This is a genomic window from Paenibacillus sp. FSL H7-0350 (assembly GCF_038593195.1).
Taxonomy (GTDB): domain Bacteria; phylum Bacillota; class Bacilli; order Paenibacillales; family Paenibacillaceae; genus Paenibacillus_AQ.
Map to the genome: position 1 here is coordinate 1,283,623 of NZ_CP151972.1, position 24,192 is coordinate 1,307,814.

General features: G+C 53.4%; 22 protein-coding genes. 11 read left to right on the top strand and 11 right to left on the bottom strand.

Annotated features, from left to right (window positions below; translation table 11 throughout):
* Positions 1-53: 53 nt before the first annotated feature.
* The 4 genes from zwf to NYE24_RS05960 all read right to left on the bottom strand — a co-directional run bounded on the left by zwf (position 54) and on the right by NYE24_RS05960 (position 4,730).
* Positions 54-1,592, bottom strand: coding sequence for a glucose-6-phosphate dehydrogenase (gene zwf / locus NYE24_RS05945; protein ID WP_342478291.1), 1,539 nt, complete (start codon positions 1,590-1,592; stop codon positions 54-56).
* A 173-nt stretch (positions 1,593-1,765) separates the two neighbouring features.
* Positions 1,766-1,996, bottom strand: a complete 231-nt coding sequence (locus tag NYE24_RS05950) for a hypothetical protein (protein ID WP_342478292.1) — start codon at positions 1,994-1,996, stop codon at positions 1,766-1,768.
* A gap of 6 nt (positions 1,997-2,002) precedes the next feature.
* Positions 2,003-3,220, bottom strand: a complete 1,218-nt coding sequence (locus NYE24_RS05955) for a Ger(x)C family spore germination protein (RefSeq protein ID WP_342478293.1) — start codon at positions 3,218-3,220, stop codon at positions 2,003-2,005.
* Between the two features lies 1 nt (position 3,221).
* Complete coding sequence (locus tag NYE24_RS05960; protein WP_036699126.1) at positions 3,222-4,730, bottom strand: spore germination protein; 1,509 nt, start codon at positions 4,728-4,730, stop codon at positions 3,222-3,224.
* A gap of 180 nt (positions 4,731-4,910) precedes the next feature.
* Here NYE24_RS05960 and NYE24_RS05965 point away from each other — a divergent pair, with 180 nt between their 5' ends.
* From NYE24_RS05965 to NYE24_RS05975, 3 genes are all read left to right on the top strand, one after another.
* The gene (locus NYE24_RS05965) at positions 4,911-6,017 is read left to right on the top strand and encodes an endospore germination permease (protein ID WP_342478294.1); all 1,107 of its coding nucleotides are present in this window, start codon (positions 4,911-4,913) and stop codon (positions 6,015-6,017) included.
* Between the two features lie 98 nt (positions 6,018-6,115).
* On the top strand, positions 6,116-6,973 hold the full coding sequence (locus tag NYE24_RS05970) for an AraC family transcriptional regulator (protein ID WP_051493913.1): 858 nt from the start codon (positions 6,116-6,118) through the stop codon (positions 6,971-6,973).
* A 118-nt stretch (positions 6,974-7,091) separates the two neighbouring features.
* Positions 7,092-8,198 (top strand): glycoside hydrolase family 88 protein, encoded by a 1,107-nt coding sequence (locus tag NYE24_RS05975; RefSeq protein ID WP_036699129.1) that lies wholly within the window; start codon positions 7,092-7,094, stop codon positions 8,196-8,198.
* A 229-nt stretch (positions 8,199-8,427) separates the two neighbouring features.
* Here the strand turns inward: NYE24_RS05975 and NYE24_RS05980 are convergent, their stop codons facing one another.
* Positions 8,428-10,545 (bottom strand): glycoside hydrolase family 52 protein, encoded by a 2,118-nt coding sequence (locus tag NYE24_RS05980; protein ID WP_342478295.1) that lies wholly within the window; start codon positions 10,543-10,545, stop codon positions 8,428-8,430.
* Between the two features lie 174 nt (positions 10,546-10,719).
* Here NYE24_RS05980 and NYE24_RS05985 point away from each other — a divergent pair, with 174 nt between their 5' ends.
* From NYE24_RS05985 to NYE24_RS06005, 5 genes are all read left to right on the top strand, one after another.
* Positions 10,720-11,682: an AraC family transcriptional regulator gene (locus tag NYE24_RS05985; RefSeq protein WP_342478296.1), complete on the top strand. Its 963-nt coding sequence runs from the start codon at positions 10,720-10,722 to the stop codon at positions 11,680-11,682.
* Between the two features lie 211 nt (positions 11,683-11,893).
* The gene (locus NYE24_RS05990; RefSeq protein ID WP_342477004.1) at positions 11,894-12,211 is read left to right on the top strand and encodes a transposase; all 318 of its coding nucleotides are present in this window, start codon (positions 11,894-11,896) and stop codon (positions 12,209-12,211) included.
* An 11-nt stretch (positions 12,212-12,222) separates the two neighbouring features.
* Positions 12,223-13,083: an IS3 family transposase gene (locus tag NYE24_RS05995; RefSeq protein WP_342479201.1), complete on the top strand. Its 861-nt coding sequence runs from the start codon at positions 12,223-12,225 to the stop codon at positions 13,081-13,083.
* Between the two features lie 265 nt (positions 13,084-13,348).
* Positions 13,349-14,101, top strand: coding sequence for a YdcF family protein (locus NYE24_RS06000; protein ID WP_076158391.1), 753 nt, complete (start codon positions 13,349-13,351; stop codon positions 14,099-14,101).
* Positions 14,102-14,154: 53 nt separating this feature from the next.
* Positions 14,155-14,976 carry an aminoglycoside phosphotransferase family protein gene (locus tag NYE24_RS06005; protein ID WP_076158388.1) on the top strand — a complete coding sequence of 274 codons (822 nt, stop codon included), beginning with the start codon at positions 14,155-14,157 and terminating at the stop codon, positions 14,974-14,976.
* Between the two features lie 100 nt (positions 14,977-15,076).
* On the opposite strand, the gene ybaK is transcribed toward NYE24_RS06005, so the two are convergent.
* From ybaK to NYE24_RS06025, 4 genes are all read right to left on the bottom strand, one after another.
* On the bottom strand, positions 15,077-15,547 hold the full coding sequence (gene ybaK / locus NYE24_RS06010; RefSeq protein ID WP_036699144.1) for a Cys-tRNA(Pro) deacylase: 471 nt from the start codon (positions 15,545-15,547) through the stop codon (positions 15,077-15,079).
* Between the two features lie 12 nt (positions 15,548-15,559).
* On the bottom strand, positions 15,560-15,832 hold the full coding sequence (locus tag NYE24_RS06015; RefSeq protein ID WP_256706908.1) for a YolD-like family protein: 273 nt from the start codon (positions 15,830-15,832) through the stop codon (positions 15,560-15,562).
* Positions 15,833-15,921: 89 nt separating this feature from the next.
* On the bottom strand, positions 15,922-17,346 hold the full coding sequence (aspA, locus tag NYE24_RS06020; protein ID WP_036699151.1) for an aspartate ammonia-lyase: 1,425 nt from the start codon (positions 17,344-17,346) through the stop codon (positions 15,922-15,924).
* 239 nt (positions 17,347-17,585) lie between these two features.
* Positions 17,586-19,265: a hypothetical protein gene (locus NYE24_RS06025; RefSeq protein WP_076158385.1), complete on the bottom strand. Its 1,680-nt coding sequence runs from the start codon at positions 19,263-19,265 to the stop codon at positions 17,586-17,588.
* A gap of 222 nt (positions 19,266-19,487) precedes the next feature.
* Between NYE24_RS06025 and kduI the strand changes: the two genes are divergently transcribed.
* From kduI to kduD, 3 genes are read left to right on the top strand one after another with little or no spacing between them, the layout of a single operon-like run.
* Positions 19,488-20,321 carry a 5-dehydro-4-deoxy-D-glucuronate isomerase gene (gene kduI, locus NYE24_RS06030; protein WP_036699154.1) on the top strand — a complete coding sequence of 278 codons (834 nt, stop codon included), beginning with the start codon at positions 19,488-19,490 and terminating at the stop codon, positions 20,319-20,321.
* Positions 20,322-20,355: 34 nt separating this feature from the next.
* Positions 20,356-21,111, top strand: a complete 756-nt coding sequence (locus NYE24_RS06035) for a DeoR/GlpR family DNA-binding transcription regulator (protein WP_036699156.1) — start codon at positions 20,356-20,358, stop codon at positions 21,109-21,111.
* A gap of 38 nt (positions 21,112-21,149) precedes the next feature.
* On the top strand, positions 21,150-21,905 hold the full coding sequence (gene kduD / locus NYE24_RS06040; RefSeq protein ID WP_036699159.1) for a 2-dehydro-3-deoxy-D-gluconate 5-dehydrogenase KduD: 756 nt from the start codon (positions 21,150-21,152) through the stop codon (positions 21,903-21,905).
* Positions 21,906-22,009: 104 nt separating this feature from the next.
* Here the strand turns inward: kduD and NYE24_RS06045 are convergent, their stop codons facing one another.
* Positions 22,010-23,434 carry a hypothetical protein gene (locus tag NYE24_RS06045; RefSeq protein WP_342478297.1) on the bottom strand — a complete coding sequence of 475 codons (1,425 nt, stop codon included), beginning with the start codon at positions 23,432-23,434 and terminating at the stop codon, positions 22,010-22,012.
* Complete coding sequence (locus NYE24_RS06050) at positions 23,431-24,180, bottom strand: ABC transporter ATP-binding protein (protein WP_342478298.1); 750 nt, start codon at positions 24,178-24,180, stop codon at positions 23,431-23,433. The genes NYE24_RS06045 and NYE24_RS06050 overlap by 4 nt, the downstream gene beginning before the upstream one ends.
* Positions 24,181-24,192 lie beyond the last annotated feature (12 nt).

The following is a 24,192-nucleotide window of genomic DNA, read 5'->3' on the forward strand; positions in this document are numbered from 1 at the left end:
GAATTGTAGTCATATATAACCTAACACTGTCCACTTGCTGTTACCGCCGCCGCTTAGGCTCCAGGCCGGATAACTTCCGGCTCTATCCCTGCTGTCCGGTGAACGCGTGCAGGCTCTGTATTCTCCGGTTCATCCAGCCACCAGTGGAACTCGCCAAGGAGCTGTTCTGCCGCCGCCGGGCCGTTAGAACCGGCAGGATACAGGTGCAGCGGCAGGCTGCCTTCTGCTGTTGCTTCGATTATAGGCTGAACCCATTGCCAGGACAACTCTACTTCCTCCCAATGAGCGAAGAATGTGGCATCGCCGAGAATCGCATCATAGATCAGATTCTCATAGGCCTCCGGCACGTCGGGATTACCCGGCTCATGCTTAATGCTAACCGGCTCAAGCTCCCCATGCTGAAGCGGGTTTTTGGTATTCAGAGTCAGGGAGATGCCCTCATTCGGACCAATATCAATCACCAGCAGATTAGGGTCAAGCGGCAGCTTGTTACGGTTCTTGTTATGCACATCATTAAACGGCTCTTTGAATTCTATAACAATCCGCGTGGATTTCTCCTTCATACGCTTACCTGTACGTATATAGAACGGCACATCGTTCCACAGCGGATCTTCAATCCACAGGCGTGCAGCAATATACGTCTCATTCTGTGAAGCGGCTGCGATCCCCGGTTCAGCGGTATACGCAGGCACTTGCTGTCCGCGCATCTCCCCTGCTGCGTATTGGCCTCGCACAACATGCTGTGTTACCTCTTCAGCGAGCAGAGGGCGGACGGAACGGATGACATGCCGCTTTTTGCTGCGGACGTCCTCTGGTGTACTGCCCTTCGGAAGCTGCATCGCCATCATCATGAGCAATTGGAGCATATGGTTCTGGAACATGTCGCGCAGCGCGCCAGCCTTATCATAGTAACCCGCCCGCTCTTCCACACCCACCGTTTCACTGGCGGTAATCTGAACATTCGCGATATACCGGTTCTGCCACAAGGCCCGCAGCACAGGGTTAGAGTATTTCAGCACCTCCAGATTCTGCACCATCGGCTTGCCCAGGAAGTGGTCAATACGGAAGATTTCCTCCTCTGCAAAAGCTGCGCTCAAGCTCTCATTCAGCACCCGTGCCGACTGCAAATCCCGTCCGAAAGGCTTCTCGATAATCAGACGTTTCCAGCCCTTGGTATCCCCGAGCCCGCTGGCATTGATATTACCGGCAATCTCCCCGAAGAATTCAGGACCGACCGACAGATAGAACATCCGGTTCTGCGGAAGCCCCAGCTCTTCCTCCCGGCGCTGTACATGGCCAAGCAGCTTCACATAATCCTCAGGACGTCCGACATCCAGCACACTATATTCAAAAGCCTGCAGGAAATTCTGCAGCACCGCTGTATCCTCTACCGGACGGCGCGAAAAGGTGCGCAGCGAATCCAGCACCTGACGCTGGAACGTCTCATTAGTGAGTTCCCGTCTGCCCAGCCCTATGACTGAGAGAGGACCGGAAAGCTTGCCATCAGTAAACAGGTTGTATAGAGCGGGGAAGATTTTCCGCTTCGCCAAGTCCCCGGTTGCGCCAAAAAGTACAAATGTAGATGATTCCACTTTCATTCCTCCCGTTGTTATCATTTTATTATATAGTTACTAATTAATACTCAGGAACTTTATAACACATCATACGACTATAAACTCAATTCGTCAATCTCAATTCGACATTTACGATAAATACCCAAACATGCCAAAAAGCAGGCCTTCTATTAGAAGACCTGCTGCGTTACTCAGAACCATGAGGCTACGAGATCATTGAATGGCTTGTAGATCACCATAATCATCAGCAGCGGGCTTGGCACCTTAATTTTCAGAATAGTGCAGCCCGCAGCAGCGAGTCCGCCAATCCAGAGGGCGAAGTACACCCAGCGGTCCCGCCGCTTCTGCCTGCCCTTCAGGTTAGGGAGATCAATCACCATACAGCCCATAGCCAGGATGAGGAATACCAGTAACATCAGCATGCAGGATCACTCCTTGATTTCATCGATGAAAGAATTATCGATCGTTCCGATCCGGTTAATGGTTACAGCGGCTTTGTAATGCACAGGCAGGCTTTTGAGATATTCATCATTTTCTTTCACGCTGGACCATATTTTTGGACTCTTGCGGTATATCAACTGGCCGAACCCAAAAACATCAGCATTATACCGCTCAGTTATGTTCTTCACTGCCGCTTCCATCCGCTGAACAATCCGCTCCTGCGTCTTCAGCTCCAGCTCATGGATTTTACTCTCGGTATCTATCTTGTCCGGACCTTCAATTTCCTGCACATTGCATAAAGCCTCCACACTCAAGTAAATATGCGGCTTGCCGTCAATAAACTTTACCTTGCGCTTGGTTGTGGTTGTCAGCGCCTCCATAACGACCAGGCTTCCATTCTTGTCTTTGAAATATCCCGTGTTCTTGGTGACATTATCAATGACATAGTTGTAGCCGACTGTGACAACATCATCCATCCAGCCGATCAGCTTGTCCCTTCGGAAGATGGCTACGCTTTTATAATGAAGCCTTGCGTCCGGATTCGTCCGTTCCACATTGGCCTTGTCGCCGCCTGCCTCAGGGTCCCCAAGCAACTCTACTCCGGTCAGCACGGGGTTCGTGCCTTCGTAGATTAGATCTTCGATGAAATCGTCCACTGTAACCGCAACTGTCTTGGAAGAGATTTGGTAGGATTTGTCCAGTGAATTGAACAGCTTGTTCGCCGGCAGCCGGTCCAGCGGAGTTAGCACCTTAAGCACATTCTCAGCGGTCGTCTTGCGCGCCACCATAACATAGAAATCCATACGCGGCTCGCGGCTTCTTTTGAGCACATCCAGCGTCTCGGCAAGGCCTTCACGGGCCAGCTCTTCACCTACGACCAGCACACGGATATGACCCATATAAGGCGAACGTGAACTGACCAGATTGAATTTGCGCAGCGATTCATAAATCGTTTTGACTTTGAAGGTATAGAGCACGACAGGTACACCGCTTCCCCCTGACCCACCCGCGCTCTGTGAGATGATGGAGGAAGGAATAACTACCTGCATGGAGACTTTGTAGCCGTCCTCCGCCTTGTCCAGACCCAATCCCAGCACAAAAGCCAGCTCATTCAGCTCCTTGCGCTCCCAGCACCCGCTAAGCAGCATAGGAAGCAGCAACAACGGAATACAGGCGGCCAGCACCTTCGCCATTCGCTTCCTCATGTTAAGACCCCCCGCGCTTGGGCGGAGCCTGCCGCCTAAGGTTCTGGGTGCGGTTCTGCCTAGGTCTGGTGCGCAGGAGCGGCCAGGTCAGCCTGAAGATGGAGTCCTTGAGATCTTCGCGGACGAAGGGGCCGATCGGACTCATATAGGGTACACCAAATGAACGCAGGCTTACGAGGTGCAGCACCAGCACGAACACTCCGCATAGAATCCCGTACAATCCCATAAACCCGGCCAGCATGATCAACACGAACCGTATCATTCTTGCGGCCACTGACATTCCAGCTTCAGGGATAACAAAGCTTGAAATCGCTGTAATCGATACAATGATGACCATGGCCGAGGAGATGAACCCGGCAGCAACCGCCGCTTGGCCGATGACAAGCGTGCCGACGATAGAGACCGCCTGGCCGACATTCTTCGGTATTCGCACCCCCGCCTCCCGCAGAATTTCATAGGTCAGCTCCATCATCACTGCTTCGACAAAGGCCGGAAACGGCACCGTCTCCCGCTGGGCAGCCAGACTGATAACCAGATTGGTTGGAATCATCTCCTGATGATAGGTGGTGATTGCTACATAGAAGGCTGGAGCGAACATCGTTAGGAAAAAAGCCAGAAACCGTATCCATCGCAGCAGCGAGGAAATATCCGCCCGTTGATAATAATCCTCTGCCGACTGGAAAAAGGAGACAAACACCGTCGGAGCCAGCAGCACAAAAGGGGTGCCGTCCACGAGAATAGCTACCTTCCCTTCCAGGATACCTCCGGCTATCGTATCGGGACGGTCACTGTTATAGATTGTGGGAAAAGGTGTAGCCACCGTATCCTGAATGAACTCCTCAATATAACCGCTCTCCAGAATACTGTCGGTATCAATCGCGTCCAACCGGCGCTTAACCTCCTCGACCAGCTCCGGGTTGGCAATATGCTTCAAATACATGATTGATACGCTGGTCTGGGTTACACGCCCGATCTGCATCGTTTCGAGCCATAGCTGGCTGTCTTTGATTTTGCGGCGGATCAGGGCTGTGTTCGTTCGCAGGTTCTCCGTGAAGCCCTCCATTGGCCCGCGCACGACAGACTGCGAGTTGGGTTCACTTACATTACGGTCCTCCCAGCCGGGCAGGCCGATGCGCAGCGCTTCTGCCGACCCCTCCACCATGATCATCACATTGCCGGATAGCAGATCATGAATGAAGCGGACATAGTCCCGGACGATAGTAACATCTCCAGCCAATAATATGCGCTTGCTGAGAAGCTCTATTTTCCGCTCAGGACTCTCCGCTTCCAGCAGATCACAGATCCTACCTTCCTGCAGCGAATACAGAATGGAGTTATGCAGCAGCTGATTGTCAATAAGACCATCTATATAGAATACATTAAGCTCCGTATGTTCTCCCAGTTGCAGCCGTTTGCTGACCAGATCTGTGCTCTGGCCGAGCAGCCGGGACAGTTGTTCCTCATTGGCCTCCAGGCGTGCAGATAATTTGCCGTTCGCTTCATCCTCCATGCAGCTTCACCCTCTTCATTTGAGCAATACGGTACGTTGATAGTTTGGTTGAAAGGCTAGTTAATTATTCCGCTGCTGAACACAAGACAATGAGCACATAATTTCTGGAAGGAGCTGTCATACTAAGAAGATTGCAGCAAAGCAACCTTATGACTTGTTAAAGGAAAGGAGGAGCGTTAGGTGGGTATTGAAAAAGAACGAATCAGCACCGCGCAGATGGTCATTCTCGGTCTGTTCACTTTCATCGGGGATATGGCTCTGGTCTATCCGACCACCATGACGGCTGAAGCCCATCAGGATGCCTGGATCGCCGCACTGATCAGCATACCGCTCGGCATGGCCCTTATTTATCTGCTAATCAATGTAGCGAACATCAGTCCAAACCAAACCATAATTGAGATCAGTCAGCAGGTGCTGGGAAAATGGGCGGGCATTGCAGTAGGCTTATTCTATCTGAATTTCTTCGTCCTGGCCGCCTCGACATATGTGCGCGAAATGGAGGATTTCCTGACCACCCAGATCTATGAGGGGACACCGGGCGGAGTCATCCGGTTCATGAGTCTTGTCATCCTGGTGTATGGCCTGCGTCTGGGACTGGAGGTGGTGGGCAGGGCGGCACAGGTGTTTTTTCCGCTGTTTGCCCTATTCCTGGTCTCGCTGATGGTCCTCTTATTTCCGCAGGTTCAGATAGACCGGCTGTACCCGATGATGACCACGCCGCTGCCTGGGATGCTGCATACCATTATGTTTGGGGTCTTTTACCCGTTCGGGGAGCTGTGCGTCTTCTTAATGGTGTATCCCTTTACCCGCAAGAACAGCAAGATCAATCGTGACATCTTCATTGCACTCTTCGCGGGATCCGTTGGGCTGAATCTGATTCTGTTCCTCTCGCTGACCGTGCTGGGCGTCTATTTCTCGGAGCATAATTTCTATGCCGCTTATATCCTGGCCCAAAAAATCAATGTTGCCAACTTCCTGCAACGGCTGGAAGCGCTCATGGCCACCGCCTGGATTATTACCACTTATTTCAAAACAGCGCTGTATTTCTATGCCTTCGTCCTGGGGACTGCACAAATGTTCAAGCTGAAAAGCCACCGTCCGCTGATCTTCCCGGTTGCCTTCCTGATCTATGGACTGTCCCAGCTCAGCTCCAATGATATTGTTTTTTATGTAAAAGAAATTCCGGCCTATTGGGTCGACTGGAACCTCACACTCTCCTTCGTTCTCCCAATGACGATCTTTATCGTCTATAAGGTTAGAAAACGCAAACCTGCCTCACAAGGATAAAAGAAGGAGCTGTTACTGTAGCGTTCTCCCGGCAGGTCCCCTATAATAGGAAGCAATGAAATGTTTCTATTTTGTCATTGTGGGGGATGAACTGCAGCATGATGAAACAGCTATTCGAGCCTGTACTGTTCGATAACCGGCAGTCGCTGATCTGGGACTACCGGATCTATACCGATGATCATTACAAGGGGTATTACCACTGGCATCAATGCTGTGAAATCATGTTCGTGCACCGGGGACAAGGCAGTATTGTGGTCAACCAGCAGATGTATGATATCGGTCCAGGGATGCTATTCTTTTTCCAGCCCTATCAGCTGCACCGGATCTATTCAGAGGTCTCCCCAGAGCGTCCGTTCGTACGCACCATCTTCTATCTCGACCCGCATACTGCCGAGCAGCTGCTCCAGGGCTTCCCCAAACGCAGGGCCGCCTTCTCTACACTCTGGCAGGGCAGCAATCCCTCCTGCGGCTTCGATCTCAGTGACCGCATGGAGACTGTGGAATGGATCTACTCGAATTATAACCAGTGCCGGAGTAAGAGCGGGGAAGAGAGTGAGGATATCTCCATGCTCCTTCTACAGCTCCTCAGCTGTCTGGGAACTGGAGAACAGTCGCTGATCCATACCGGAGACAAGCGGCAGCTTCGCTATTCAGAGCAGATCATGAACTGGATTGAAGCCCATTACCACGAGGAGATTAGTCTGGAGCAGCTGGCCGCAGAGACTCATCTGTCGAAATCTTATGTGTCGCGGATTTTTCATCAGGAGACCGGCGGACGGCTCGTAGATTATCTTACAGCCCGGCGGCTGAAGCAGGCCTGCCGGATGCTAGAGACCACAGACCTTACGGTGGAGCGAATCGGCAGCGCTGTCGGATTCCCGAATCCTTCCTACTTCAACCAACTGTTCAAACGGGTGCTTGGCCTTTCTCCGCTGCAATACCGCAAGGGAACCTGAGAGGTACTTGCGAGGAATAGGACAATATAACAACATTTCGTGATATCAAAAGACAACTTCCAGTTCGATAGAGGCGTTATACTGAGGCCATAATCTAATTCCTTTGGAGGCTTCAGCGATGACTATAGCTTATTGGCAGGAAGTAATGAACCGTCTGGAACCGAAAGTGAACGGCATGATCCAGCAGATCGGAACGCGGAGTCCTCATGCTGCGGGAGCAGACGGCAGATTCGATAATCCCGGGACCGACTGGTGGACCTCCGGCTTCTGGCCGGGAATACTCTGGGTTATGTATGACATGACCGGCAAGGAAGCTTATAAGGATGCAGCCTGGCCCTGGGACGAAACGATTGGACAGTGGTTCGCGAAACCGACCGAAGAGCTGCATCATGACGTAGGCTTTCAGTTCCTGGCCACTGCGGTGATTAAGCATACGCTGATCGGTGATGCAGAGGGTTTGCGCCGGGGACTTGAAGCGGCTAACTACCTCGCTGCGCGTTATAATCCTGCAGGTAAGTTCATCCGCGCCTGGAACGGGGACAAGCACGGCTGGGTGATCATCGACTGCATGATGAACATCTCGCTGCTGTTCTGGGCCAGCCGGGTGACTGGTGATCCGCGCTACCGTCTTATTGCGGTCAGCCATGCCGAGACCGCTATGACTTATGGTGTGCGCGAGGACGGGTCCACCAAGCATATTCTCTCTTTCGATGCCGCGACCGGCGCTTATCTGGAGAACTTCGGCGGTCAGGGATATTCCCCTGAATCCTGCTGGAGCCGGGGTTCAGCCTGGGGGCTATACGGCTTCACGAACACCTACCGTAACACCGGGGACGTGCGTTTCTTGAATACTGCTAAACGTATCTCCCATTATTTCATCGCGGCTCTCCCGGAGGATCACGTGCCGCACTGGGACTTCCGGCTTGCAGATGACAAGCGCATGTTCAGAGACAGCTCAGCCGCCGCGATTGCCGCCTCTGGCCTCCTTGAGCTGGCAGAGCTTGTGCCGCCGGGTGAGAAACGTGTGTATGCGGATGCCGCGGAGCGGATTCTGCGTTCACTTACAGAGAATTATGCCACCTGGGACCAGCCGGACCATGAAGCCATTCTGCTGCATGGAGCCGCCAGCGGGGATTCGCTCACAAATGTGTCGCTGATCTACGGCGACTACTACTATGTTGAAGCCGTAGCGAAGCTGAACGGCTGGAAGCACCGGTTGTTCTAGTCTGGCTGGAAGCAGGCTCAGACAGCTTGCATGGATGCGCGAGTCCAATGTAATCGGAAAACCGATCACATTCGGCACTGCGTGGGCGCATTTCTCCGACTTCACCTGTTTTCTTCAAGTGAGTTCCGCCGCAGTTATACAAAAATAACAATAAAAAACAAACAGCGAATCCCCGCCATGGGAGATTCGCTGTTTAAGTTAACACCGCCGGATATCCGGCTTCTACTGCCTACTTCTTCTGCTCCTCCAGCCACAGAATGGCCGTTACCCCGCGCGGGTAATATTTACTGCCGGTGATTTCGCCGGAGATAATCTGGTCGCTCCAGCTCCAGATCGAGAGCTGCGGATGCGTAAGCCAGGCCGTATGGGCCTGATCTGCTGCGCGCCCCTTCTCATCCCATTCCAGGCCGAGAATTTCTCTGGCGATGAACTGGGAGAGATAGATTTTGCTCAGCCAGCTGTTATTGCTGGTGGAGGAGATTTTCCAGCCGCCGTCCTCGAACAGGCAGACTCCCTCCACAAGCACAGCCTTCAGATGCGTGTCCAGTGCCTCAAGATATTCGCCGAACCGTCCTCCACGCTCCAAGGCTTCCTTGCAGCCTGTGAAGTAAGGGAATACCAGGCCTTCAATGGCCGGGATAATCTTCGAATCATTGCCTTCGCCGATGACCGCCGGAATGTAGCCGCCTTCGGTCACACTAGCCACGATGGTAGCCGCACACAGTTCAGCTTGCCGGCCGGCAGTCTGGGACAGCTCCGTATTGCCGTTGTCGCGGAAAATCCGCTCCATAGCCAGATAAGCAGCCCAGCATTTTCCTGCCAGATAAATATTGTTGCGTGCCTGGCCCAAAGAGACATCCAGACTGTCATAGGTCGTAATCTCAGCACCGCCCATGGTCCGTGAGCTGTCGAGTGCCATCACACCATTGCGCTTCGCCGGGTCCGGATGATCCCGGTTCAGCATGCTCTGCAGGCAGCTCTCCAGAACGGTAAGGTTGCGCTCCATCCAGCTGCGGTCGCCCGTGTGCTCCACATAGGTCGCCGCAGTAAGAATCCAGTTGACCAATTGCTCGTGGGTCATATGCGAGAAGCAGCCGTCAATGCCGTACAGCTCATAGGAGGAATACTCCGGACGCGACACGGCGTTCGCTACTCCCATATCATGCGTGAAGCTAAGTCCGCCCGGATACTCGGCCGGGTTCCCAGGGAAGCGGACGGTGTCGACATAACTGAACCGGTCCACGAACATATCCAGCTCATTGCGGACGGTCCACGGGTTCATCTTGAGCTCGTAGAACAGCTGGTCTACCGTAAGATCGAACGTGTTCATCATCCGGTATTCGCCTTCGTTGACAACCCAGAACGGCTGGCCTTTGTACTCCAAGAGCTCGGTAGAGCCGTAATAGCTACGGATAGCGTGAGCAAGCATGAAAGTCTGGTCGTCACTGAGGCCCGTTCCCTCCAGCATCCCGTTCGCCTCTTCAGCCTGCTGCTTCAGCGTGTCGAACCGGGATAACGCGTATTCCGCAACAGCTTCCACATTGCTGTAATAGCGGTTATAGTAATAGCTCGCATCCATTCCTGAAGTCACATAACCGGAGCGGTGGAAGCAGACCGCGAACTGGTACACCTTGCGTTCACCGGCGGGCACATCCATAATAAGCGCGCCAACCTGCCCCAGCCCGAACGTCCAGTTCTCCTCCAGCTCCGCTGCAAGAATATCCTCCATTGTAAAATGCATTGCCGCCTTAACACTTCCCTGCTTCGCGGCAATCGCCAGGAACCGGCCCTGACCGACACCCGTCAGATCCTCCTGGCCGCCATCGAATCTTCTCAGGGCGCTATACGGGTCATTCCCCTGGAAGCCGAAGAAAGCACGGCGCGTAGAGCTGCCCGCTGTGTTATCGACTTCAAGCTCTACCAGCACTGCTGGCAGCAGCACTTCCTTCAGCTCTGCGTCCGAGGCCGTCTCCGGGTCCGGAACGGGCCGGACGGGTGACAGAATACGGAAGGTCAGATCGCCGGCCTGCCAGCTGTCCGTTGTAAGCCGGAAATCGCGCGTAATTTCATCTTCCCCGAAGTGAAACAGCATCTGCGGCTTGTCCGGACTCGGGTCCGGGTTCTCGATGTCGTAGCGTTTGCTCTCATCGTCGCTGCCCTGCTCATGGAAAGGAAACGTGTCGTAACCATGGCCATCCTTACGCGCAAGGCCGATATATATGTTCTGTCTCGGCGGTCTGCCAAGTTCCAGGTCAAAGCCACCGGACGCTCCTTGAAATCCGAGGGTGAAGCTTGAGAATGATCCTATCGGTGAATGATGGGCATTGAAGAATTTGTTCGTTGGCATACAGTATATACACTCCCTCCAGCTATGTCCCGGCAGTGCCGGGCTCTAGCTCTATGTTAGCGCTATCCTCCCCTCAGGCAACAGGCGCAAAGCCGCCAATTATTTGGACAAATCAATCGGACACAGCGGCCTATGCTATAATAGATCCATCTTTTAACAAAGAAGAGGTTGAACATGAACGTATTAGATCCCGGCACACAGCATTCCATGGATGGACGCATGTCCCCGGATGTTCAGGCTGCCTTCCATCTCTTTGCCGCCCACTGGCGCAAGGTGAACAAGGAGTGGCAATATCCGGCACACACTCACCCGATGTTCGAGATCAACATCGTTCTGCAGGGCTCGCAGCGCATGGCCGTAGGCGGACAATCCTACATCCAGGAGAGCGGCGACATTCTGTTCATCCGCCCCGGTGTGCTGCACTCCAGTCTGGGCGCAGCCTCAGGCGACGAGATGTCTTATTACTGCCTGCACTTCGACATTGACGATCTGGTTCTGCGCCGCTCCTTAATGACAATGGATACCGTCAGTCTAAGCGGAGACACCCCGGAGCTGAAGGCGATCCGTTCTTCCCTGGACGACATCATCCGCTCGACCATTCTCCCGGAGGCCAGTGATGCGCAGCGGGGCCGGCTTGTGATGCTGAGCGCTTCGCTCCAGTTCTTCGCCGCCCTTAGCGGCTGGGTACTGGCTGCCCTGCCTTCCCCTGCCCGGAGCACCCTGCCGGGAGTGACGGAGAAGACCGTTGCGCTGGCGAATGCCATTGAAGGGCTGCTGCAGGAATCCGTCTTCACGGCTGCGGCATCAGGAAGCAGAGCCGGAAGTATCGAAGAGATCGCAGCCAGACTCGGCTATAGCACGAGCCACTGCAACCGCGCCTTCCGGCAGATCTACGGGCTGCCGCCCAGGCAGTATCTCTCCGATCTCATTATCCGCCATGCCAAGCTGCTGCTGCTGGATAACAGCCTGTCTGTAGAGAGCATCGCCTACCGGCTGGGCTACCGCGATGTGTCCCATTTCAGCAAGCAGTTCAAGCGCTGGACCGGTCTGCCCCCCATGGGCTACCGCCAGCTTACGGAAGAGCCGGGCAAGACAGGCGACGGAGCGCCCCTCCCACACTCAGGGAGAGGTACATAATGAAGATATACTATTTCAAACCAGAATCCGGCAAACCCATACCCCGCCGCCTACATGACTCTCTAACTGACAATTAAGAGGACTGAGATTCCGCCATATGAGCAAATTAGGTGAAAATCCGGGCTAAGCGGACAGAGTGCAATTAGAATAAAAAGTGGACGCCACGTTAAGAGACACTGGATAATAGGCTTAACGAAGGAAGGTGTCCAATGTGGGGGAACGACGGCAACGATACAATGAAGAATTTAAGAAGCAGACGGTGAAATATGTGCAGGAGCAGACCAAGAGTATAGGGGATATCTGTGAGGAGCTGAATATCCCCAAGAGTACAATTCACCAATGGATCTCTCAGTACCGCCAATTCGAGCAGGAGGCCATTCACCATCCGGAGAAAATGCGTCAGATTGAACAGACGCTTAAGGATGCCGAAGCGGAGAATCACCGCAAAGAACGTGAAATCGAGGACCTGAAAGAAGAACTGGCCATTCTAAAAAAGGCGCTGCACATCTTCAGCAAAGAAAAGAACTAAGGTTCCAGTTTATCGAAGATCACCGCTCGGATTTTCGATTGGAGAAGATGTGCAAGGTCCTAAAGGTATCCCGAAGCGGGTACTACAAATGGCGTGCGGCAGAGCAGCCGGTACGCCTCGAGCGAAAAGAGAAGCTGATTCAGCGTATTCGGTGGTATCACCAGGATTCAGGGGGCACCTACGGCAGCCCAAGGATTCATCGGGAACTCCAAAAGGAGGGCTGGAAGGTCTCCGAGCGTACCGTCGGCCTGTTCATGCGCGAGCAAGGGATACGTTCGTGTATGGCCCGTAAATATCGGGTCACGACCACGGATTCGAATCACAATCTGCCGATCGCGCCCAATGAACTGAAGCAAGACTTTTCGGCCACAAGGCCAAATGAAAAATGGGTGGCCGATATTACGTACATTCCATGTCGCCAAGGCAAACTCTATTTGGCGAGTATTCTGGACCTGTATACGAAACAGATTGTGGGGTGGAAGCTCAGTGACCGGATGACCACAGATCTGGTTCTAGACGCCCTCAAGCAGGCCTACAAGGCGAAAAAGCCTGGGAAGGACCTGATACACCACTCCGACCGAGGATCTCAGTATGCCTCCAAGGATTACCGGAAACAGCTCCAAACCTATCGTATGAAAGCGAGTATGAGCCGCAGGGGCAACTGCTACGATAATGCTTGTATAGAAGCGTTCCACAGCATTCTGAAGCGCGAGTTGATTTACAGTCATCCAAAGTTTAAAACCATGGAAGAGGCATACCAAAAGCTATACTGGTATTTGGAGTTGTTTTACAACCGTAAGCGTTCCAACAGTACTCTGGGATACATGTCGCCAGTGCGTTTTGAGCAACTTTACTACCAGACAGTCGTTTAATTGGGCGTCCACTTTATTGACAGAAGAGCAAGCTTGATTATGGCAAAATAAAGGTACCTCAGTCCACTTCAGTTGTAAGCTCACCGAGAGCGCACACGGAGGACACGAGAAGCACGAAGTAGCGCAGCGCAGAATTGCGGAATCAGCCGGGTGAAGCCGGGGACTCCAGCCGGACCCGTGGTACCATACAACTAGAATTGAGCTGCTATGCGGTTGAATTTTTTGTTAAATGTCTTATATCATATTTGTAAAAGTTGGTGACCCTATGATCTATCTCATTAAATTCGTATACAGCTTCATCCTGCCACCCGGGATATTCGTCCTGCTGCTGCTGGGCATGGTGGTCTGGCTGTGGAAAAATAGCCGCCGTCCTGCGGTCGTGCTGCTATGCGTCACGCTCCTGCTCTATCTGTCGATGACCTCTGCTGTCAGCGATACGCTGATCGGGAGCCTGGAACGGAAGTACCCTCAGCCTGCTGCCGCAGAGGGCGATGTGATCGTAATCCTTGGCGGAGGGGCCACCTCCGGCACCCCGGATCTGGACGGGCAGGGCAATATGTCCGGTCCAGCGGCGAACCGGCTGCTGGCGGCTGCGCGGCTGTACCGCGAGACTGGCCTGCCCATCATTTTCTCCGGGGGACAGGTATTCGCCGACAGCGGCAATGAAGCGGATATCGCCCGGCGGCAGCTCATCGGCCTCGGCATCCCCGCAGAGGACATCCTGCCGGAGAACCGCTCGCTCAATACGGAGCAGAATGCGGTCAATACCGCGAAGCTCATGCAGGAACATGGCTTAAGCCGTCCCGTTCTGGTAACTTCCGGCTTCCATATGCCGCGCAGCATGGTCCAGTTCGAGCATGCCGGACTTACGCCGCAGGCTTTTCCGGTAGATTTCCAAGCCAGCCGTCCTATGTCACTCTATGTAAGCAAATTCACTCCATCTGCCGGAGCCGTCTCCACAACCGGACTTGCGCTGAAGGAGTATCTGGGGTTAATGGCCGCGAAGCTGCTGCCTTAAGTAGCCTGTATGTGAAGAAGGGAAGAAGCAAAGAAAGTGAGGTAACATAACCAATGAACCCGTACGATGAAGAGAAGTTAACCGGCGGAAATGTAAATGAGATCATCCGCAAGGCAGACACCGTCCGCCGTCCCACAGGGAGCTGGAGCACGAGTATTCATGCACTGCTCCATCATTTGGAGCAGCAGAATTTCGCAGGAGCACCCAGATTCCTAGGCGTAGATGAAGCAGGGCGCGAGATTCTATCCTTTCTTCCCGGTGAGGTTCCGGGCAATGCTTATCCTTTGCTGGAGCCGTACATGTGGTCTGAAGAGACCCTTACTAGCCTAGCGCGCCTGTTACGCAGCTATCATGATGCAACGGAGGGTTTTGTAACGAATAGTATACATACGAAGTGGCAGCTCTCCTATGCCGATCCTGCGGCACATGAAGTGATCTGCCATAATGACGCGGCATTGTACAACGTGGTGTTTCAGCATGGTGCGCCCGTGGCGCTGATTGATTTCGACATGGCCGGTCCGGGCCCGCGCCTATGGGATATTGCCTATACCCTCTACACTTCAGTTCCGCTCGCCGGTTTTGCACCCGACTATCTGACAGGCTCCACGGTACCTTACCAGGCAGCCCTGCATGCAGCGGACCGGCAGCGGCGGATTGAGCTGTTTTTTGAAGCCTATGGACTCCCTGTCCCGGAAGATCTGCACGACTGGTTGACCCGGCGGCTCACAGCTATGTGCGATACGCTGAAGAAGGAGGCTGAGGCAGGCAACCCGGCTTTTGTCAAAATGGTGGAAGAAGGGCACCTGGCCCACTACGAGCGCGAGCTGCAATTCATAGCTGACCATTATAGCGAATGGACTACTGCTTCTCTTTGAAAAAGCGCAAAAAGTAAAAAAGCAGCAATTCTCACATGACCGGGGAGAGTTGCTGCTTTTATTTTTGCTAATGAAGAGTGAATTTCGCATCCCGCTTACTCTACTCTTTAATCAAATCTGTAAAAACCGCAGACACCGCTTCGCCCAGCAGCTTCGGCTCAAGCTCCATCTGAACGCCTATCCGGCCTGCGCTGACTGCGATGACCTCAAGCTCCGCCCCACTGCTGTGAATGAACGTAGGGTAAAGCTTCTTCATGCCGACAGGGGAACAGCCTCCGCGCACATATCCCGTGTGCTTCAGCAGCTCCTTCAGCGGCAGCAGCTCGATCTTCTTCACTCCGGCAGCTCTGGCAGCTCTCTTCAGATCCAGCTCCTCAGCAACCGGGATCACATAGACATACGGCTGCGGTCCGCTGTGTGCGACCAGTGTCTTGAATACTACCTCAGGAGGCAGACCGATCTTCTCAGCAACCGCTGTTCCGTGAATGAGCCCATCCTCATTGTCGTAGCTATGAATGGTGTAGCTTATCTTCCTTGCATCCAGTATGCGCATGGCATTCGTTTTGTTCATTTGCCGCTCCCCCTAATCCCGGGGGTAATTGATTTGCATAATGTCCATGAACGGGACCTTGATAATCTCTTCATTATTTCTGACATGCACCCTGCCGGTACGCGAATCCATCTCTACAATAACCCCGCGCACCTCTTCTTCCTTCCCCCAGACCGTCAGCAGAATCTCAGAATTCTCCTGCTTCGCCTCTACCAGCTGGTTGCCCAGCTCTTCAAGCACGAATTCGTCGCGGGTTGGACGTTTTGCCACTTTTGCCTTCGCCACACTTTGCCTCCAGTAAGCCATTACAGAATATAGGATAATGTCCGGTGTAAATGCTCCTGTCTATTATACCATGAGAGGAAGCCTGATTTTACACAAATCACGATTATTATTCAATCATTATGCAAAAGCGCAGCCCCCGCGATGCCCGGATGGGTCATTTCATACGGGTCCAGAATCAGGTTCAGCTCCTCTTCGCTCAGCACATTGTACTTCAGACATAAGGCCCGCACCGATTCTCCGGTCAGAATGGCTTCTCTGGCAATCCGCGAGACGACCTCATAGCCCAGATGCGGATTCACGGCGGTAATGATGCCGACGCTTCGCTCCACCTCACGCGCAAGCTTCTCCTTGTTGGCTTCAATTCCTGCCAGACAATAGTCGGTGAACACCCGGAAGGAATTGTTCATGATGCTGATCGACTGAATCAGATTGAACACCATCACCGGCTCCATAACGTTCAGCTCCAGTTGACCGGCCTGAGCGGCGAGACAGATCGTATGATCATTGCCAATCACCTGAAAAGCTACCTGGTTAATCACCTCGGCCATCACCGGATTCACCTTGCCGGGCATGATAGACGATCCCGGCTGGCGGGCCGGCAGCGTAATTTCATTGAAGCCGGAGCGCGGGCCGGAGGCCATCAGGCGCAGATCATTGGCAATTTTGGACATATTCATCATGCAGACCTTCAGGGAAGCCGAGACTTCGGTATAGGCATCCGTATTCTGCGTGGCATCCACCAGATGCTCCGCGCTGACCAGCGGCAGACCGCTGATCTCAGCCAGCAGCTCGACGACCCGCGTAATATACCGGGGATCGGCGTTCAGTCCGGTACCCACGGCGGTCGCACCCATGTTCACCTCATAGAGATGGCCCCGCGTATGCTCGATCCGCTGAATGTCACGCTCCAGCACCCGGCTATACGCCTCGAATTCCTGTCCGAGACGGATCGGCACCGCGTCCTGCAGGTGGGTCCGCCCCATTTTGATGACGGAATCGAATTCAGCCGCCTTCTGCAAAAACACACCGTGCATCGTCCGCATCGTGATCAGCAGCTGCTCCAGCAGCGATAGTGTGGCAATATGAATCGCCGTCGGAAAAGCATCGTTCGTCGATTGCGCCATATTCACATGAGTGTTCGGACTAAGCTGCAGGTAATCTCCCTTGGCCTTGCCCAGCAGCTCCAGCGCACGGTTCGCAATCACTTCATTGGCATTCATATTGAGCGAGGTGCCTGCGCCGCCTTGAATCGGATCCACGATGAACTGCTCATCCCAGTTCCCCGCAATCACTTCATCTGCCGCTTGGACGATGACCTCCCCCAGGCCCTTATAGAGGCGGCCGATTTCCATGTTGGCGAGCGCAGCGGATTTTTTGACAATCCCCATCGCCTTGATTAATTCATGATGCACACGGTAGCCGGTAATCGGGAAATTCTCCACCGCCCGCAGGGTCTGTATCCCGTAATAGGCCTGATGCTCCACCTGCTTGCTGCCCAAAAAATCCTTCTCCAGCCGATATTCTGTCTCTGTCATCCTGCTCTCCCCCATGTCTTCAGTAGTAGATCCTCAGCTGCTAATTAGTCAACTTATTCTTTCCTTGCAGCCCTAAAGATATTACCTTCATTGCTGCTCCATGCTCAGGCCCTATGCGAGTAGCGCAAAGAACCCGGCAGCCATTGCTGACCCCCGGGCTCTATGTCATTGTAGCTTAAAATTTGAGATAGTTCCAATCTGAAAAAATCTTAAGATCCCCAGGGGGCGGAGTGTCCCGTTTAGACCTTATAATGTTCAAATGATACCGGTTTGCCGTTAATCTGCGAACGTATTCCCGTATGCTTATTGTCAATGCTGAGCTGCAGGTGTTCATTCCCGCTCCAGGCCGTATACGCTGCCGAGAGGTTCTCTCCCTCCGTAAATTCCGGTGCCCGCTTCATAGCGGCTGCGGCGAATTCGTCAAGACTGTGTATCCCCAGCTCTGCCGCCTGATCTGTGCTAAGCGCTTCGACCACGACGCCTCCCGGCATGTTCATGGACGTTACCTCCAGATAGGATGGCCGCTCCAGCAGTTCATATTCCTGTGATACATAGACGGCAAAATACACATTGCCCGCATAGCCAAGCAGCGCCTTGGGCTGCCTGATCCATTCGCCCAGCGGAAGCACCCCGACAATGGCCGTATCCTCTCCTTCGGGCACCGGGAACAGCGACAGGATCGTGTTCCGATGATACAGCACCTCCATATAAGGACTCTGGTGCCGGGGATCGCCCGGCTGGTAGCCTTGACCCGGATGGAAAAAGTAAAGCCGGTTCACGCCTTCAGCCGCCGGAACAGGCAGTGAGAAGGCCCAACGCAGCTGCTCATTGTCGAATTCCTCCACCCGCTCCCACATCCCGCCTGCTGCGTAATCCTGGCAGATATAGGCGTAGGAATGCAGCGCCGGCTGGCGCTCCATGGAACCGGCAACCACCTTCTCGGTCTTCTTGCAGACCTCTACCGGTAACTGGCGGTTCAATGCAGCAGAGCACACCTCCCCCGGCGCTTCATAATAGAGGAACCCTGCGTATTCGGTACGGGGCATCTCCGGAGGCAGCGCGAAATCCCCGAACTGCACATAGTCATGCAGCACATTGCCGTCTGCCGGAATATCATGCGGCCAGCCCCGGGAATGCGCGCCTGCCCAGGCTCCTTGAAGATACCACTGGCTCCGCTCAGCCCACAGGAAGTCCAGCATCTCGCCAAGCGTCTCTCTGACGCTGCTGTCCGCTTCAAGCTCCCAGGCACAAGTGAACGCCTGCACCCAGTGCCAGAACCACGGCAGGCTGCCATACTCCGGCATGCCCTTCGCACGGATATGCGCAAGTGTAATCTCCAGGCTGTGCCGCCCGTCTTCCCTGAGCTCCTCATCCTCAAACAGCTGGCCGAAGATCAGCTTCGCCGCCGTATATTTCGCTTCATGGTGGCCGAACTCCGCTACCTGCTTCCGGAAGAAGCCGCTGCGGTAGATATGTCCGAGTGCCGTATGGAATGCCACGCGCAGTCCCGCGCTGAACTTGGCGGAATATTGCTTGCAGAACCAGACCATCAGGCTGCCCATAATTTCGACCGGCAGCTCATGCGGTGCTGCTTCTCTCGGAACAGGATTTAGCCCCAGCGGCCAGTGTCCGTACAGCTTCGTGCCAGGCTGACGGTTCTGCAGAAGAACGGTCTCCAGCAGGACGGCATCCGCCTTCCGCTGCGCTTCCTCCCGGTTGAACGGCAGCTCCAGGGTATCGTCCACCGCAGCGGCAAATAAATAGGAAGCATAATAGAAGTTGTTGCGCACATCATCATGGAACCATAGCCCGCTGGCTTGCAGCGGAAGGCGCTCTGCCTCCATCGCGGCCGAATATATAATCTCCCGCTGGCGCATTTTATAAGAAGTCTTCTGCTGATGCTTAGGCTGGTCTGTCATATCGCTCACCCTCCACAGTGATATTTCTGTCGTTAACTTACAATACAATCCACTCTCTCCCGCTCTATTGTGGACGCTTTCAGTTCAGATGGCAATCATATTGCGGAATAAATAAACTAAAATAAACGCACTAAAAAAGATTATACTTGATAAATGAACGTATATGGATTAAATTGTACCTATACGAACGAAAATATGTTTTCTAAGGAGACTGAATATTCGATGGAAAGACGTTTTGCATCACATCCGAATGAAGTGAAGCAGTTTGACACTGAGCGCCTGCGCAAGGAATTCCATATTCCGGTTATCTTTGCACCAGACGAGTTGAAGCTTGTCCTGACACATGAAGACCGCATGATCGTTGGCGGAGCGAATCCGGTGAACGGCGAGGTGGCTCTGACTACGGACCTCAAGGAACTTGGCGTAACTTACTTCCTGGAACGCCGCGAGCTGGGGATCATCAATGTCGGCGGACCAGGTTCGGTTGTTGTGGACGGAACTGAATATGAGGTCGATTTCAAGGAATGCCTGTATGTGGGCCAAGGCTCGAAGGATGTTATTTTCAAGAGTGCGGACAGCGCAAAACCGGCAAAATTCTATCTGAATTCCGCTCCGGCTCACCAGTCCTACCCGACTACGAAAACTACGCTGGCTGAATCCGAATCCGGGGCTATGGGCGGTCTGGAGAATTCCAACGAACGGACGATTCACCGCTTCATCCACACGAACGGCGTGCAGAGCGCACAGCTTGTAATGGGGATGACTCAGCTGAAGCCGGGCAGCATGTGGAACACCATGCCATCTCACACGCATCCGCGCCGGATGGAAGCCTACTTCTATTTCGATCTGCCGGATGATTCTATCGTCTTCCACCTGATGGGCGAACCGACCGAGACCCGCCACATTGTAATGCACAATGAACAGGCTGTCATCTCGCCAAGCTGGTCCATTCACAGCGGTGTGGGCACGCATAACTATACCTTCATCTGGAGCATGGCCGGAGACAATAAGCGGTATGATGATATGGACCCCGTAGGGATGAAAGAATTACAATAGAAGCAAATCAACTACGGAAAGATGAGGCAGGCGGATGAACCCGATACGGCGGCACGAGATGATTATGGAAGTTATGCTGAACCAGAAGGATGTAACCGTGAATGAATTGAGCGACAAGCTCCAGGTTACCGGCAAAACGATCCGCGAGGATTTAAGCAAGCTGGAGGAACAGGGACTGATTATGCGCGTCCACGGCGGCGCCGTGCTGGCACAGAGCGATCAGTTCGGCATTCTGCCCCTGCGCAATCCGCTGGATAAATACGCCGAGGAGAAGACGGAGATTGCCCGGTGTGCGCTGGCGCATATCGCTCCAGATGACATCATTGCCTTGGACGGCGGAAGCACAACGCTTGAGATTGCCCGGCGGCTTACGAATATTCCCCTTACGGTCATTACCAATGATGTCTACATCATCAGTGAGCTGGTTTCCAGAGATAACATCCGGCTGGTCGTTCCCGGCGGTTACCGTGTCCGCAATATGCTGGCCGGTCCTGAAGCCGTGTCCTATGTACAGAAGCTTAATATTCAAAAAGCCTTTCTCTCGGCCACAGCCGTTCATATTGAACACGGCCTGTCCATATACACCGGCGACTTCATCGATTTCAAACAGGCCTTAGTCTCCACAGCCCGCCAAGTGTTCGCCGCATGCGATCATCACAAGTTCGGTCAGACCGCGCTTCGCACCTTCGCTTCCCTGCAGGAGGTCGATGTGCTGCTGACAGACAGCGGGCTTGCCCCGGAGACTGCCGGGCTGTTCCGCAAGGCTGGCGTCAACATTGAATGCGGGTAATTATATAATTCAACTAGCTCAAAGGAGAGATTAATCATATGTCATCTTTATTCAGCTTGGCAGGTAAAACAGCAATCGTAACAGGCGCAGCGCAAGGGCTTGGACAAGGCATTGCCATCGCCTTCGCAGAAGCCGGTGCAGACGTAGTCTCCGTATCTCTTAATTCCAGTGACGAGACTGTAGCAGCCTGTGAAGCTTTTGGCGTCAAAGCACTGAGCATCGCCACTGACCTCAGCGACCATTCCAAGCTTCAAGGCATGTTCGACGAAGCCGTTGCCTTCACCGGCAAAGTGGATATCCTCGTCAACTGTGCAGGCATGATCCGCCGCACTCCGGCCAAGGACCATAGTGAGAAGGACTGGTTCGATGTCATTAACCTCAACCAGAACACGGTCTTCCTGCTGTCGCAGATTGTCGGACGTCACTTCCTGGAACGGGGAAGCGGCAAAATCATCAACATCGCCTCCATGCTCTCCTACCAGGGCGGCATCAACGTGCCGGGCTACACAGCAAGTAAGCATGCCGTAGCCGGTCTGACCAAAGCCTTCGCCAATGAATGGGCAGGCTCGGGCCTTAACATCAACGCGATTGCTCCAGGCTACATGGCTACTGAGAACACCGCTCCAATCCGTGCGGACCAGAGCCGCTCCGACTCCATCCTTGACCGTATTCCAGCCGGACGCTGGGGAACTGCCGAAGATGTGAAGGGCCCTGCCGTATTCCTGGCCTCTGCCGCTTCCGACTACCTGAACGGCCACATTCTCAATGTGGACGGCGGCTGGTTGGCTAGATAAGGAACGACAAGTGGAAACGGGTGCCGTCCTTACAGGAACGGCACCTATACAACGAACCCCTGGTTGCTTCTTAATGAAGCATGGCCGGGGGTTTTGTATGTTCCTTATAGTCTGCTCATGAGCTGAGGCCGGGTTATGTTGTCCGAAATTCTTTTGAGACAGAATAGATTACCAATTACGAGAACTGCGAGATAGATCATGGACCCCATTAGCATGTTCGGAGCCAAGTAGATGATCGCTAATACCGGGAACACAAACAGAACCGACAGAAGGCTTGTCGCATACAAGCCCTGACGCGGAGTTCTGAGCCGCAGAGAAAGAATAGCTGCTATGAACATCATGGCGATGGATGAGAGCAGACCAACGGGAAACAGCAGGATAAGCTGGGCAGCCGTATAGCCTTGGATGGAGACAAGATCAGGCTTGATCAGCGCTGCAATAGTTACGCCTGTTAACGTCAGCAGGGATGAGACGGTCAGCATGACCGACGTTACCAGCACTGGAATCATACATTTGGCCAGAAAGACCGGACGGATCTGCAGAGGTGTAGACAATAAGGCTTCCCCTGTCTTATATACTTTTTCCCCGCCTATGGAGTACGCTATTAAGTTGGTCGGTACTCTCAGTATTATTAGCACGGTTAGCAGAACGGCATAGTTGAGGTCAAGCGTTCCCGTATAATACAGCAGCAGACACATCATAGCAACGGGCGAGAAGCACAGAAATCCAAAGCTCAGGAGCATCCTTTTCAAGGACATTAACACCTTCCACTCCAATCTCAACACTATGCCAAACTGAGATCTCGGGAGAGCTAATGATATACGCTGCTGATGTGCGCTCTCCGGCTTCTGGATGGTTATGGGCTGGAAGAAATCCGGCTGCTTCATCCTCCGGATCTTCGCTGCGAACATCGATATAACCCCAAGGTAAATCAATGTACAGATACAACTTGTGATCAGCGCCGACAACAAATCCGCGGTTTCTATAACCGACAGACAGACGACAAACAGAAAGCTCAGAGGATAAGCCATTATCGACACCCGCTGGTTGGCAGCCCGCAAATCTCCTGAATTGGAGGAAACATACACCCCGCCCATGCATATTGCACTATAATTCAATGCAGCTACAACCATGATGCACATCCATTGCCAAAGAATCAACGCCGCTCCGCCGCCGGCAAGATAGCTCGTTAACGCAGAGCAGAGAACGGTTATAGTGAAGTAGCCCAGCGCAAATAAGAAGCAGAACTCAAACTTCCTCCAGAGCATGCTTTTCCCATGGATGGGACTGGACAGGAGTGTCTCCAAAGTGCGGTGCTCCCGTTCTCCCGCAATGCTGCCGGATAACATGGGTCTTAGTAAGACTGCCGTAAGTAATGCTGCGGCGGTTAAGGAGACTTCTACCCCGTGCATGAACAGTGGAAGGATTATACCGGTAATGCCTATGGACAGGCCGTAAAAGAAGAGCATCCCTTTGTCACTTACAAACTCTGCGCACTGAATACGAAAAACGGGATAGGATCTGTTCATCGGCCTCCCCCCTGCTCCATATCCATGTACAGCTTCTCAAGACTGAATTGCCCGTTGTCCATGTAATGCTTGCTGTCTTGGAGCGCTGAGATGGAATCGGTAAAAATATTCCGCCCGTGCCGCAGAATCGTGATTCTATCGCACAGCTTCTGGACCTCTTCCAGATGATGCGTGGTCATAATGATGGTGGTCCCCTCTTCCTTCGCCAGCCGCGATAACATCTTCCTTAGATCGGTTATGCTGACAGGATCTAGCCCATTCGTAGGCTCATCCAGGATCAGAAGGCGCGGTTTATGCAGTATGGCCCGGATCAGGGCAACCTTTTTCTTCATGCCGGTAGACAAGCCCTTAATCATCGTTCGTTTCTTGTCATGCAGTTCAAATGTCCGCAGCAGCTCGTCAATACGGCGACTGGATTCTACACGGCTCATACCATAAATATCAGCGTAATACATCAGGTTATCCCAGACGCTCAAAGACTCGTACAGCCCTGTATCTTCAGATAAAACACCGCACAGCCCGCGCACACTATCCCCCTCCTGTATAGGATTCTTCCCAAAAACAATGACCTCCCCGTCGTCCGGCTCCAGCAGACCAAGCAGCAGGCGAAGCGTTGTGGTCTTTCCCGCTCCATTGTGCCCAAGCAGTGCGTAGACCTCGCCCTCCGCGATACTCAGATCCAGGCCGTTTACGGCAGCGACATCGCCAAAGGACTTTCTGACTCCTGCGAACCGTATATTCTCCATGCTCCCCGCACC

Coding starts and splice junctions, on each gene's coding strand:
- kduD (WP_036699159.1), top strand. CDS start 21,150: ATGTCATCTTTATTCAGCTTGGCAGGTAAAACAGCAATCGTAACAGGC.
- NYE24_RS05950 (WP_342478292.1), bottom strand. CDS start 1,996: ATGCTGATGTTACTGGTATTCCTCATCCTGGCTATGGGCTGTATGGTG.
- NYE24_RS06050 (WP_342478298.1), bottom strand. CDS start 24,180: ATGGAGAATATACGGTTCGCAGGAGTCAGAAAGTCCTTTGGCGATGTC.
- NYE24_RS05970 (WP_051493913.1), top strand. CDS start 6,116: ATGATGAAACAGCTATTCGAGCCTGTACTGTTCGATAACCGGCAGTCG.
- NYE24_RS06000 (WP_076158391.1), top strand. CDS start 13,349: ATGATCTATCTCATTAAATTCGTATACAGCTTCATCCTGCCACCCGGG.
- kduI (WP_036699154.1), top strand. CDS start 19,488: ATGGAAAGACGTTTTGCATCACATCCGAATGAAGTGAAGCAGTTTGAC.
- NYE24_RS06035 (WP_036699156.1), top strand. CDS start 20,356: ATGAACCCGATACGGCGGCACGAGATGATTATGGAAGTTATGCTGAAC.
- NYE24_RS06025 (WP_076158385.1), bottom strand. CDS start 19,265: ATGACAGACCAGCCTAAGCATCAGCAGAAGACTTCTTATAAAATGCGC.
- NYE24_RS05960 (WP_036699126.1), bottom strand. CDS start 4,730: ATGGAGGATGAAGCGAACGGCAAATTATCTGCACGCCTGGAGGCCAAT.
- NYE24_RS05985 (WP_342478296.1), top strand. CDS start 10,720: ATGAACGTATTAGATCCCGGCACACAGCATTCCATGGATGGACGCATG.
- aspA (WP_036699151.1), bottom strand. CDS start 17,346: ATGACAGAGACAGAATATCGGCTGGAGAAGGATTTTTTGGGCAGCAAG.
- NYE24_RS05975 (WP_036699129.1), top strand. CDS start 7,092: ATGACTATAGCTTATTGGCAGGAAGTAATGAACCGTCTGGAACCGAAA.
- NYE24_RS05955 (WP_342478293.1), bottom strand. CDS start 3,220: ATGAGGAAGCGAATGGCGAAGGTGCTGGCCGCCTGTATTCCGTTGTTG.
- NYE24_RS06015 (WP_256706908.1), bottom strand. CDS start 15,832: ATGGCTTACTGGAGGCAAAGTGTGGCGAAGGCAAAAGTGGCAAAACGT.
- NYE24_RS05980 (WP_342478295.1), bottom strand. CDS start 10,545: ATGCCAACGAACAAATTCTTCAATGCCCATCATTCACCGATAGGATCA.
- ybaK (WP_036699144.1), bottom strand. CDS start 15,547: ATGAACAAAACGAATGCCATGCGCATACTGGATGCAAGGAAGATAAGC.
- NYE24_RS06005 (WP_076158388.1), top strand. CDS start 14,155: ATGAACCCGTACGATGAAGAGAAGTTAACCGGCGGAAATGTAAATGAG.
- NYE24_RS06045 (WP_342478297.1), bottom strand. CDS start 23,434: ATGAACAGATCCTATCCCGTTTTTCGTATTCAGTGCGCAGAGTTTGTA.